This window comes from Magnetospirillum aberrantis SpK (assembly GCF_011022235.1).
GTDB classification, from domain to species: Bacteria; Pseudomonadota; Alphaproteobacteria; order Rhodospirillales; family Magnetospirillaceae; genus Magnetospirillum; species Magnetospirillum aberrantis.
Window position 1 is genome coordinate 32,939 of sequence record NZ_JAAIYP010000034.1, and the last position, 12,655, is coordinate 45,593.

8 protein-coding genes are annotated in these 12,655 nt (G+C 62.1%); 2 read left to right on the forward strand and 6 right to left on the reverse strand.

Annotation, left to right across the window (positions count from 1 at the left end; genetic code table 11):
* Positions 1–106: 106 nt before the first annotated feature.
* Entirely contained in the window at positions 107–691 is a 585-nt protein-coding gene (locus G4223_RS06465; RefSeq protein ID WP_163676747.1) for an FCD domain-containing protein, read from the reverse strand.
* Between the two features lie 220 nt (positions 692–911).
* Here G4223_RS06465 and lldP point away from each other — a divergent pair, with 220 nt between their 5' ends.
* The gene (lldP, locus tag G4223_RS06470) at positions 912–2,555 is read left to right on the forward strand and encodes an L-lactate permease (protein WP_163676749.1); all 1,644 of its coding nucleotides are present in this window, start codon (positions 912–914) and stop codon (positions 2,553–2,555) included.
* 99 nt (positions 2,556–2,654) lie between these two features.
* On the opposite strand, the gene G4223_RS06475 is transcribed toward lldP, so the two are convergent.
* Together G4223_RS06475 and G4223_RS06480 are read right to left on the reverse strand one after the other, a co-directional pair.
* Positions 2,655–4,133 carry a methyl-accepting chemotaxis protein gene (locus G4223_RS06475; protein WP_338086827.1) on the reverse strand — a complete coding sequence of 493 codons (1,479 nt, stop codon included), beginning with the start codon at positions 4,131–4,133 and terminating at the stop codon, positions 2,655–2,657.
* A 140-nt stretch (positions 4,134–4,273) separates the two neighbouring features.
* Positions 4,274–5,050 carry an FCD domain-containing protein gene (locus G4223_RS06480; protein WP_205762412.1) on the reverse strand — a complete coding sequence of 259 codons (777 nt, stop codon included), beginning with the start codon at positions 5,048–5,050 and terminating at the stop codon, positions 4,274–4,276.
* A 162-nt stretch (positions 5,051–5,212) separates the two neighbouring features.
* On the opposite strand from G4223_RS06480, the gene G4223_RS06485 reads away from it, so the two are divergent.
* Positions 5,213–8,662, forward strand: a complete 3,450-nt coding sequence (locus tag G4223_RS06485) for a pyruvate carboxylase (RefSeq protein ID WP_163676751.1) — start codon at positions 5,213–5,215, stop codon at positions 8,660–8,662.
* 16 nt (positions 8,663–8,678) lie between these two features.
* Here the strand turns inward: G4223_RS06485 and G4223_RS06490 are convergent, their stop codons facing one another.
* The 3 genes from G4223_RS06490 to G4223_RS06500 all read right to left on the reverse strand — a co-directional run bounded on the left by G4223_RS06490 (position 8,679) and on the right by G4223_RS06500 (position 12,641).
* Positions 8,679–10,313, reverse strand: coding sequence for a sensor histidine kinase (locus tag G4223_RS06490; RefSeq protein WP_163676753.1), 1,635 nt, complete (start codon positions 10,311–10,313; stop codon positions 8,679–8,681).
* A 176-nt stretch (positions 10,314–10,489) separates the two neighbouring features.
* Entirely contained in the window at positions 10,490–11,362 is an 873-nt protein-coding gene (locus G4223_RS06495; RefSeq protein WP_163676755.1) for a c-type cytochrome, read from the reverse strand.
* 10 nt (positions 11,363–11,372) lie between these two features.
* Complete coding sequence (locus G4223_RS06500) at positions 11,373–12,641, reverse strand: c-type cytochrome (RefSeq protein WP_163676757.1); 1,269 nt, start codon at positions 12,639–12,641, stop codon at positions 11,373–11,375.
* Between the last annotated feature and the right edge of the window lie 14 nt (positions 12,642–12,655).

Below are 12,655 nucleotides of genomic sequence, written 5' to 3' on the forward strand. Positions count from 1 at the left end.
TTCGGGGTTACGAGCCTTCTTGCGGGCCGCGTTGAATGGCTAGCCAATATGACCGATTTATACAAGTGGTAAAATATTTTATCCAGATATGATTCTGTGGTTCTGACTATCCGCGTGACCGCGCCGGGGCCATCAGGTCAACTCCGTCGCGGCGCCGCAAGGCGACCTCGCGCCGGGAATCGGCGCGCTGTGCCTCACGCAGTGTTTCGGCGGTGGTGGCCAGGTGGGCGTCGGCGGCGGCGCGGGCGGCGTCGGGGTTGCGGGCGGCGATGGCGGCGTAAATGGCCTGATGCTGACGCAAAAAGCCTTCGCGGACGCCGCGCCTGAGGTAGAGGTCCGCCCGATCATAGAACACGCCGCTTTTCAGCATTTCAAACAGCCGGCGCATGATGTGGATCATCACCTGGTTTCCCGACATCTCGTAACAGATCAGGTGGAACTGGGCGTCGGCTTGGGCTTCCTGTTCCGGGTCGTCCAGCGCGTGTGCCTTTTCCATCTCCGTCAGGGATTGGCGCAGGCGGGCCACGTCTTCGTCGCTGGCCCGTTCCGCGGCGAAAGCGGCGGCCTGACCGGCCAGCAGGCGGCGGAATTCCAGGTAGTCGAAAGCGGTTTCGGGATGGGAGTGCAGCAGGCACGACAGCGGGTCGGCCTGTTCCTGGGGGCTGCATGGTTTCGGTGTTCGTGTCCTCATGGTTCAAACATAGCGACTGCCAATGCGGCTATCCAGAGGGGGAGTTCTGAATAAGGTGTATTTTCCAGTTTACAAGGGCAAGGCAATAACGTTATCCATCCGTCACGCGCGGTCATATTAATTTACCAAAATGGCCGCATGGGTAAGAACCTTTCCAAAAAGGCCGAGCCAGGGCTTCCCGACCGGAGGCCGAGCGGCCGTCGTTCCACCGGGAGGAAACATGCAGCCCTGGATGCAGATTTATGACCCCGTCGGCAATTTGTGGCTTTCGTCGCTGGTTGCCGCCTTGCCGATCATTTTCTTTTTTGCCGCCCTGGCGGTCTTTCGCATGAAGGGCCATTGGGCGGGCACCGCGACCGTGTTGATCGCCTTGGCCGTGGCCGTGTTCTTTTACGGCATGCCGGCGCCCATGGCGCTGGCATCGGCCGGGTATGGTTTTCTTTATGGGTTGTGGCCCATCGCCTGGATCATCGTGGCCGCGGTGTTCCTCTATAAGATCACGGTCAAGACCGGGCAATTCGACGTCATCCGCGCTTCGGTGGTCGCCATCACCGAGGATCAGCGGCTTCAGATGCTGATGGTCGGCTTTTCCTTCGGCGCCTTCCTGGAAGGTGCGGCCGGCTTCGGCGCCCCGGTGGCCATCACCGCCGCGTTGCTGGTGGGGTTGGGTTTCAACCCGCTCTATGCCGCCGGTCTGTGCCTGATCGCCAACACCGCGCCGGTGGCGTTCGGCGCCATGGGTATCCCGATGATCGTCGCGGGCAAGGTGACCGGCCTCGACGCCTTCAAGATCGGCCAGATGGCTGGCCGCCAGTTGCCGCTGCTGGCGATGATCGTGCCGTTCTGGATCGTCGCCATCATGGATGGATGGCGCGGCATCAAGGAGTGCTGGCCGGCGATTCTGGTGGCCGGCGGGTCGTTCGCCATCGGCGTGTTCTTCACCTCGAACTTCATCGGTCCCGAACTGCCCGACATCACCTCGGCGCTGATCAGCTTGGTCAGCCTGACCTTGTTCCTCAAGGTGTGGAAGCCCAAGCGCATTTTCCGCTTCAAGGACGTATCGGAAGAGGAAAAACATTCCCACGACTATTCCATCGGTCAGGTGGTCAAGGCGTGGTCGCCGTTCCTGATTCTGACCGCGGTGGTCACCGTGTGGTCGCTGAAGGGGTTCAAGGCTTTGTTCGCCAAGGGCGGCGCCCTGTCCGGTACGGTTCTGTCCTTCCCCATTCCGGGCCTGGACAAGATGGTGACCAAGGGTGAACCCATTGTCGCCAAGGCCACCGCGCTGTCGGCGGTCTACGACCTCAATCTGGTTTCCGCCACCGGCACGGCCATCTTGCTGTCGGCGCTGATTTCCATGGCGGTGCTGCGTCTCAGTCCGGCCCAGGGTCTGAAGATTTTCGTCGAGACCCTGAACGAACTCAAGCGCCCCATCTACACCATCGGTACGGTGCTGGCCTTCGCCTTTGTCGCCAATTATTCGGGCCTGTCCTCGACCTTGGCGCTGCTGTTGGCCGGTACTGGTGCGGCGTTCCCGTTCTTCTCGCCCATCCTGGGCTGGTTGGGGGTGTTCCTGACTGGGTCCGACACCTCGTCCAACGCGCTGTTCTGTTCGCTTCAGGCAACCACCGCCCAACAGATCGGAGCCCCCGAGGTGTTGATGGTGGCGGCCAACACAACCGGTGGCGTGACCGGCAAGATGATCAGCCCGCAATCCATCGCCGTGGCCTGCGCGGCCGTCGGTCTGGTGGGCAAGGAAGCGAATCTGTTCCGCTTTACCGTCAAGCATTCCATCGGTTTCGTGGTGCTGATCGGCCTGATCACCCTGTTCCAGGCCTATGTGACGCCGTGGATGGTGCCGTAAGGCATTTGCCCCTCCGGCTTGGTTTTCCGATTTCCCTGAGCCGGAAAAACTGAAGGCCCGGATGGTTCGCCATCCGGGCCCTTTTTTGTGCGCCTGGGTTCAACGCGCCAGGATTTGTGCCGCCTCTCTGGTTTTGGCGACGGCGCTTTCCGATTGCTGGGCGGCGGCCGAGATTTCGCCGATGCTTTGCGAGATCGCCGACACCGAGGCCGAGGCGTTTTGCATGTTGGCCGACATGTCGCGGGTGACCGCGCTTTGCTCTTCGACCGCCGACGCGGTGGCCGAAACGTATTCTCGCACGTTCTCGATGCTTGAGCGGATTTCCCCCAGGGCGTCGACCACGGTGTTCGACACATTCTGCACCGCCTGGATTTCGGCGGTGATCTGGTCGGTGGCGCGGGCCGCCTGGGTGGCCAGGTTCTTGACTTCGTTGGCAACCACGGCGAATCCCTTGCCGGCTTCGCCGGCGCGGGCCGATTCGATGGTGGCGTTCAACGCCAAAAGGTTGATCTGTCCGGCGATGTTCTGGATCAGGCCGACGATGCCGCCCATGGACAGGACCGCTTCGGCCAGACGCTGGGTCGAGTCGCCGGCCATCGTCACGCGCTCGAAAGCGCCGTCGCTGGCCTTGCGGGAGTTGCTCATACTTTGCGATATCTCGGCCACGGACGCCGCCAGTTCCTCGGCGGCCGAGGCCACCATCTGCACGTTGCCCAAGGTTTCGACGGCGGCGTGTTTGGCGGTGTCGGCCTGTTGGCTGGTTTGGCCGATGGCGTGGTCCAGTTCCGCGAAATTGCGGTCGATCAGTTGCTTGAGGCTTTGCAGAAGCTCGATCTGCTTGGTGATGTCGGTGGCGAACTTGACCACTTTATAGGGCTTGCCCTCGGGATCGAGGATGGGGTTGTAGCTGGCCTCGATCCACACTTCGCGGCCACCCTTGCCGATGCGCTTGTACTGCGCCGCCTGGAACTCGCCCGCGCGCAGCTTGCGCCAGAATTCGGCGTATTCGGCATTGTTCCGGTAGCCGGCCTCCACGAACATGGAGTGGTGCTTGCCCTTGATTTCGTCCAGGCGATACCCAAGGGTCCGCAGGAAATTCTCGTTGGCGTCAAGGATGGTGCCGTCCATCGCGAACTCGATCACCGCCTGGGACTTGCGGATGGCGTCGACTTGCCCGCGCAGTTCCGCGTATTCCTTTTTCTGCTTGGTCACGTCGATGGCGAATTTGACAACCTTGTAAACCTTGCCGTTCGCATTGCGCAGGGGATTGTAGCTGGCTTCGATCCAGACTTCGTGCCCGCCTTTGCCGATGCGCTTGAATTGCGCGATCTGGGCTTCGCCTTGGCGCAGCTTCTTCCAGAATTCGGCGTAGTCGGGGCTGTCGCGGTAGCTGGGTTCGACGAACAGGCTGTGGTTCTTGCCTTGAACTTCGTCCAGTCGATATCCCAAGACGTTCAGAAAATTGTCGTTGGCCGTGAGAATTGTACCGTCGGGCGTGAATTCGATGGTGGCCTGGGATTTTTCAATGGCGGCGAGCTTATGTCCAGCTTCGTCGGGTTTGCGAAAGAACACCATCATCCACCTCATCTCCCTGAGATATACCAATGGTATGTGGTTGATGTATGGTGGATGTCAAGGCAAAAGTAGAACGGTTATATTTATTTTATATTTATTCGCATTCCATTGCACTTTGAGGGCGAAATTTTTATAAGAAGTACTCATTTAGGGGGAGCTATCAGGTCGCTTTTTGCAATGCGGCGCAAACTGACTTCCAGGCGGGCATCGGCCTTGGCGATTTCAGCCAGTGCGTCACGGGTGAAGTTGATGTGGGATTCGGCCGCGCTGCGGGCCGTGATCGGGTCACCGGCCATCACTGCGTCGAACACGGCACGGTGCTGTGACAGCAACAGGTCGCGCACGCCTTTGCGCATGTAAAGCTTGGCGCGGTTGTAGAAGACGTCGTTGCGCAGCATGTCCGACAGCGACCGCATGATGTGCAGCATGACCACGTTGTGTGACGCTTCGTAAATGGACAGGTGGAAGTCGGCGTCGGCGTCGGCTTCTTCGCTGGGGTCGTCCAACGCGTGGGCCCGTTCCATTTTCTCGAAACAGTCGCGAACAAGTTCCCGATCGACGTCGGTGCCGCGCAGCGCCGCCAGATAGGCGGCCGAGCCCTCGACGATGGCGCGGAACTCCAGATAGTCGAAGGTGGTTTCAGGGCGCTGTTGCAAGACGGAGGACAACGGCGCGGTGAAACCCTCGCCCAACAGCGGTGCGACGAAGGTGGCGCCGCCTTTGCCGGAATAGACCAAGCCTCTTTTTTCCAGCTTGTCCAAGGCCTCGCGCAGCGAGGGGCGGGAGACGTCGAACCGGACAGCCAGCTCACGTTCGGCCAACAGGCGTTCTCCAGGCCGGAGTGATCCCTCCAGGATCAATTGTTCCAGATGGTCGGCGATGGTGTCGGCCAGTTTGGCCGGGCGGATCGGTTCGGTCATGACGGCACATTCTGTTGATGAGCAATCCCTGATTAGGTCGGAAAGCGTCTTTTGTCCAGCCCAGGGAATTTCGGTAAACAGAAATGACGTCGTTTACATATTTGGTAAAAAAAGTTATCCAATTTCTGAAAATCCGGTCAACGGCTGAAGGTTGCCGCTTCCATGTCCCATTCCGTCAAGAAACTGCTTGTCGCCAACCGTGGCGAGATCGCCATTCGCGTCTGTCGCGCCGCCACCGAGTTGGGCATGAGCACGGTGGCGCTTTATTCCCAGGAAGACCGCTTCGCCTTGCATCGGTTCAAGGCGGACGAATCCTATCCGGTCGGCAAGGGCAAGGGGCCGGTCGAGGCCTATCTGTCCATCGACGAAATCGTGGATATCGCCCGTGAATGCGGTGCCGACGCGGTGCATCCCGGCTATGGCCTGCTGTCGGAAAATCCCGATTTCGCCGATGCGGTGCGCGAGGCGGGTCTGGTCTTCGTCGGCCCCAGCGCCGAGGTGATGCGGGTGCTGGGCAACAAGGTCTCTGCCCGGATCGCCGCCGTCGAGGCCGGGGTGCCGGTGATGCCGGCCACCGGGCCGTTGCCACATGACATGGATGAATGCCTGAAACTGGCCGCCGGCATCGGCTATCCGCTGATGCTCAAGGCCAGTTGGGGCGGCGGCGGACGTGGCATGCGGGTGGTGGAAGGTCCGAACGATCTGCCCGATCTGGTCGCCACCGCCCGGCGCGAGGCCAAGGCGGCGTTCGGCAACGACGAGGTCTATCTGGAAAAACTGGTCCGCCGGGCACGCCATGTGGAAGTGCAGGTCGTCGGCGATTCCTTTGGCAACGTGGTGCATCTGTTCGAACGCGACTGTTCCGTTCAGCGTCGGAACCAGAAAGTGGTGGAACGCGCGCCGGCACCCTATCTGGATGACGGACAGCGGGACCATTTGTGTGCCGCCGCCTTGCGTTTGGCCCGTGCCGTGGGTTACGAGAACGCCGGCACGGTCGAGTTCCTGATGGATGCCGACACCGGCGCTTTCTATTTCATCGAGGTCAACCCGCGTGTTCAGGTCGAGCACACGGTGACCGAGGTGGTCACCGGCATCGACATCGTCAAGGCACAAATCCAGATTGCCGCCGGTGCCGCCATCGGTTCGCCCGCCTGTGGGGTGCCGCGCCAGGACGACATCGGTCTGAACGGTCACGCCATTCAATGCCGGATCACCACCGAGGATCCGGGCAACAACTTCATTCCCGATTACGGCCGCATCACCGCCTATCGCGGTGCCAACGGCTTCGGTATCCGCCTGGATGGCGGCACCGCCTTTTCCGGGGCGCTGATCACCCGGCATTACGATTCGTTGCTGGAGAAGGTCACCGCCTGGGCTCCGACACCGCAAGAGGCCATCCGCCGGATGGACCGTGCCTTGCGTGAGTTCCGTATTCGCGGCGTCGCCACCAATCTGGCGTTCCTTGAAGCGGTGATCGGCCATCCGGCCTTTGTCGCCTGTGACTACACCACCCGGTTCATCGACGAGACGCCGGCCTTGTTCCAACAGCCCGAACGCAAGGACCGGGCGACGAAGTTGCTGAAGTTCGTGGCCGAGGTCATGGTCAACGGCAACCCGGAAACAGCGGGCCGATCCCGTCCCAAGTATCACCACCCGGCACAACCCTTGCCTCATTTCACCGGCGAGCCCAAGGCGGGAAGCAAGCAAAAGCTCGACGCGCTGGGGGCCGACGGTTTCGCCGCCTGGGTGCTGGAGCAGAAACGGGTTCTGGTCACCGACACCACCATGCGCGACGCCCACCAGTCGCTGTTGGCGACCCGCATGCGCAGCCACGACCTGTTGGCGGCGGCGCCGGCCTATGCCCACATGCTGCCGGAATTGTTCTCGGTGGAATGCTGGGGGGGCGCGACCTTCGACGTCGCCATGCGCTTCCTGCACGAGGACCCGTGGCAACGCTTGGCCGGACTGCGCCGGGCCATGCCCAATCTGTTGCTTCAGATGTTGCTGCGCTCGGCCAACGCGGTCGGCTACACCAACTATCCCGACAACGTGGTGCGCCATTTCATCGACCGCGCGGCCAAGGGCGGCATCGATCTGTTCCGGGTGTTCGACTGCCTGAATTGGGTGGAGAACATGCGCTTCGCCATCGATGCCGTGCGCGAGACCGGGGCGCTTTGCGAGGCGGCCATCTGCTACACCGGCGACATCCATGATCCGGCGCGCAGCAAGTACGACCTGAAATATTACGTCGACCTGGCCAGGCAACTGGAAAAGGCCGGCGCCCACATGCTGGGGGTCAAGGACATGGCCGGCCTGTTGCGCCCGCGTGCCGCCACCGCGTTGTTTTCGGCGTTGAAGCAGGAAGTGGGCATTCCAGTCCACTTCCACACCCACGACACCTCGGGCCTGTCGGCGGCCAGCGTGCTGGCGGCGGTAGAGGCGGGGGTTGACGTGGTTGACGCGGCCATGGACGCCATGAGCGGCACCACCTCGCAACCGCCCCTGGGGTCGTTGTGTGCGGCCCTTCGCGGGCACGAGCGCGATCCCGGCTTCGATCCCGAGACGTTGAACCGACTTTCGGTCTATTGGGAACAGGTCCGCGACCATTACGCCGCGTTCGAAGCCGACATGAAGGCGGGAACCGCTCAGGTCTACCTGCATGAAATGCCGGGCGGACAGGTCACCAACCTGCGGCAACAGGCGCGTTCGTTGGGGATCGAGGAAAAGTGGGACCAGGTGGCACACGCCTATGCCGACGTCAACACCTTGTTCGGCGACATCGTCAAGGTGACGCCGACCAGCAAGGTGGTGGGCGACATGGCGTTGATGATGGTGACCGGCGGGCTGAGCCCGTCGGACATCGCAGCCCCGGACAAGGAAATCGCCTTTCCCGAATCGGTGGTGCAGTTGTTCCGTGGCGAACTGGGCCAGCCGCCGGGGGGATGGCCGGCCGAGTTGCAGGCCAAGGTGCTGAAAGGCGAAGCGCCGTTCACCGATCGTCCCGGCGCGGTCATGCCGCCGGCCGACCTTGGCGCCATCCGCGCCGAGGTCGAAGGCAAGCTGGGGCGGGCCATCGATGACGATGAATTGGCGTCGTATCTGATGTACCCCAAGGTGTTTGCCGATTTCGCCGCCTTTGGCCGCCATTTCGGCGACGTCTCGGCCTTGCCGAGCCTCGTGTTCTTTTACGGCATGCAGCCGGGCGAAGAGGTGTCGGTCGAGTTGGAGCGCGGCAAGGCCCTGATCATCCGCTTCCTGGCGGTCGGCGAGGCGGACGATCAAGGTCTGCGCAAGGTGTTCTTCGAACTGAACGGTCAGCCGCGCACGGTTCAGGTTTCGGACAAGGCGGTGGCGCCGGCCCGCCCGGCCCAGCCCAAGGCGGAAGACGGCAATCCGGCGCATGTCGCGGCTCCCATGCCCGGCTTGGTGGTCGGCATTGCCGTTCAGGAAGGGCAAAAGGTGGAAAAGGGCGACATCTTGCTGTCGCTTGAGGCCATGAAGATGGAAACCGCCGTCCGTGCCGAACGTGCGGCCTCCATCAAAAGAATCTTCGTGCAACCGCGTCAGGCGGTCGAGATGAAGGATCTGTTGGTGGAATTGGATTTCTCCTGACGCTTCGGGAGAAACGTCAGCTTTCCGGCAGGGTGAAATGGAACGTCGATCCCTCGCCGGGCTGGGACGTCACCCAGATGGTTCCCCCCCAAAAATGGACGATGCGGCGGCAAAGGGCCAACCCGATGCCGCTGCCCTCGTACTGCTCCACGGTGTGCAAGCGCTGGAAAATGGCAAAAATCTTTTCCCAATATTCCGAGGAAATGCCGATACCGTTGTCGGTGACGGCGAAACGCCACAGGCCGTTTTCAACCGGTTCGGCGGAGATGGTTATTCTCAGCGGACGGTCGGGACTGCGGTATTTCAGGGAATTGCTCAGCAAATTGCCGAACAGGCTGGTGAGATGGTTGAGGTTGACCGCCAGGGCGGGAAGTTCGGCGACACAGACCTGGGCCCCGCAGGAATCAATGTCGTTTCCAAAGTCCTGTAACGCCAGGGCGACGGCGTCAGTTGTCGCCACCGATTCCGCCCCCAGGTGTTGACGGCCAATGCGGGCATAGGCCAGCAGATCGTGGATCAATCCCGACATGCGTTGGGCGTTGTTGGAGATGAAGGTCAGGTATTCGTGGCAATCCTTGTCCAACTGGCCGTCACAGCGCCGTTCCAGTAATTGAGAAAAGCACGAGATGTTGCGTAGCGGCGTCTGGAGGTCGTGCGAAGCGATATAAGCGAATTCCTCCAACTCGGCGTTGGAGCGTTTCAGGTTGGTGTTGCTTTGTTCAAGTTCGGACGCCATGCCGACACTGGTGTGGTAGGCCTGTTCCAGCCGTCGATAGGCCGTCAGTTGGATAGCCCCCAGCAACAGGGCGACGGCGGCCGTCAGCCAGCTTTGTATCTTCCAGGCGTGCAGATAATCGTCCGGGCTGACCGCGACAACCAAGGTGAGCGGGTATTTCTCGAGACCGCGAAAGGCGTAGATGCGGTCAAGTCCGTCAATGGCCGAGTGAAACGTGCCGCTGGCCCGCATGACGTCTGACAGGTGCAGCTCCAGCAGGCCGGAGCGGCCTAGATTCAACTGTTCCTCGACCTTTGGGCGCCGCACGATCAGGTGGGCGTTCTCACGATGGCGCAAGGTGACCAGCCCTTGCTTGCCGATGTTCAGCCCATCGATGGTGGCCTGTAGCCATTCCAGGTCGATATGACCGGTCAAGGCTCCGGCGAAGGTGCCGTCTTCATCGCGGACTGGGGTGGCGAAGAACAGGCCGTAATGCCCGGTGGCGCGACTGATCTGCACGTCGGAAATGATGAAGTTCCGCTCGGGCTGGCTTTTAAGGGTACGGAACCAGTCGCGGTCGGCTATCGAAAAATGGGCCTGAGGGTTGGCCCGTCCGACACCCAGGACGGTTCGGCCTTCGGCATCGAAGGCCCGGTGGTTCAGCACCACCTCGAAACCACTAAGGGCTGCGGCCATGCGACTTTCCAGCAACTGACGGCGAGCGGGTGAGATGGGGGCACGCAAATCGGCCGGAGTGACGTCGGCGGCGAGGCCGTTCAGATTCCCGAGAAGGCGGTCCAGACTGGAGCTGACGGTAAGCGTCAGCACGTCGGCCAGATTGTCCACGTTGGCCTGGGCCGCGCGGAGCGTCGACTGGTAGCTGTTGACCAACAGGAAGGCCAGCAACAGCAAGATGAACCCCAGAGGTCCCATCATGGCAAGGCCGTCCGCACGAATGATGCTGGGTCGGTGTCCGCCGTGGCTCTGGTTCTTGCCCATTTCGGCGCCTTTTGTCGCCGGTGATGCATGGGCTCACCATATCATAAGTTTATGATGTTGGGCCTAATTCTTAGGAAGGTTGGAACCCGCCTTTCGGCGGGTTCCTGCGATTGTCAATAACGGGCGTCCTTGGGTTTGTCGCCCTTGGGCCAGTCGTTGGCCTTGCCCGCGAAATCGGGGCGGGGTTGGTGTGTGAAATACTCGGATACGTCCACCGCTTCCTGTTCGGTCAGCGAACCACCCTGGCCCAGCCGGTCATTCAGGCCATGGCCCACCGGCATGTTGTTGAAGACGAAGGCAGCCGCCTTGTAGGTTCGCGCCATGCCGGCGCCGATGTTGAACGATTCCGGCCCCCAGAGCGGTGGGAACAGCATTTCGCCTTGGGCGTCCTTCATGCCTTCGCCGTCGTTGCCGTGGCACATGGCGCATTGCTGTTCGTAAACCCGCTTGCCGTTGACCGGATCGGGTTGCAGCTTGGTATTGATCTTGCCGATGCCGCGTCCCTGGACGTTGGCCGCCCCTTGCGGGATCAGCGAAGACAACCAGTCGGAGTAGGCGATCATCGCCTTCATTTCGCGTGAGTTCTTGTCCAGCGGCTTGCCGTTCATGGACCGCATGAAACAGCCGTTGAAACGCTCGGCCAAGGTGACGTCGCGGGCGGCGCGGGGATTGTAGCTGGGATAGGCGAAAGAGACGCCGACGAGGGGCGAACCGTTGGGCGCCTTGCCGCCGGCCATATGGCACGAGGTGCAGTTCATGCTGGCGCCGACGTTGTCGGGCAGCAAGCGCTTGGTTTCGGACATCAGCCGCTTGCCGTACATGATCAACTCGCCCTGTTCACCCTTGGGCATGTCGACATCGCGCGGCACGGCGAAGGCGACGGAAGGGGCCTTGTCGGCGGCCAGGGCGGGCAGGGTGCCCAGGACCATGGCTCCGGCCATGGCTGCGCCAAGGGCGGACCGGATGTTCTTCGAAAGCGTGGTCATGGTCGGCTCCTTACGGGCGGGCGGGGATCAGGGCGTAGGCCTTGCGGGCTTTCGCCACGTCTTGGGCGCTGACCGCCGGGGCGTTGTTGCCCCAGGACGTGCGGATGAAGGTGGCGACGTCGGCCACTTCGTCGTCGGTCATCCTGGCGAAGCCCGGCATGGCGAAGGCGCGGAAGGGGCCGTCGGCGGTGACCGGCATGCGTCCGCCGGCCAGAACGATGCGGATGACCGAGGCTGGATTGTCGGGCAGCACCGCGCTGTTGCCGGCCAGGGCCGGGAAGATGGCCGGCGCCCCCATGCCGTCGGCGCGGTGGCAGTTCTGGCAATATTCGGCATAGGCCACGGCGCCGCGTTGGGCATAGTTGCCGGCACGCAGATCGGCGAAGGTGGTTGATCCGGCTTTTGGCTGGTAGCCCTTGCCCGACTGTGGCGACAGGCTCTTGAGATAGACGGCCATGGCGTTCAGGTCGGATTCGGACATGTGCTGGGTGGAATGGCTGATCACCTCGGTCATGCCGCCGAAGGCCGCGGTGTGGTCGGTGCGGCCGGTCTTCAGGAAGCGGACGATGTCGGCTTCGCTCCAGTCGCCCAGGCCGATGCCCTTGTCGTTGCGCAGCGACTTGGCGAACCATCCGTCGATCATGCCGCCGGCCAGGAATTGACTGCCCTCGGCGAAGCCCATGGCCTTTTCCTGAAAGCCGATTCCGCGCGGCGTATGGCACGAACCGCAATGGCCCAGTCCTTCGACCAGATAGGCGCCGCGGTTCCAGGTTTCGTCACGTCCGGCCACCGGCTGGAATACGGCGGTGTCCACGAACACGGCGTTCCATACGGCCAACGGCCAGCGGATGGACAGCGGCCAGGGAATGTCCGAGGCGCGGTTGTTCTGTTCCACCGCGTCCACGCCGCTCATGAAATAGGTGTACATGGCCCGCATGTCGGCGTCCGACACCTTGGCGTAGGACGGATAGGGCATGGCCGGATAGAGCTGGTGCCCGTCCTTGGCGACGCCGTCGCGCACCGCGCGGACGAAATCGTCGTAGCTGTAGGCGCCGATTCCGGTCTTGCCGTCGGGGGTGATGTTGGTGGAATAGATGGTGCCGATGGGGGTTTCCATGGGCAATCCGCCGGCGAACGGTTTTCCGTCGGGGGCGGTGTGGCAGGCGATGCAGTCGCCGGCGACGGCAATCGCGCGGCCGGTGTCCACCGCCGAGGTTTCGGCACGGGCGGATGTCGCCATCAACAGGGCGACGGCCGTGCTCAGCACGATACGTTTCATGGTGGGCGCGCTCC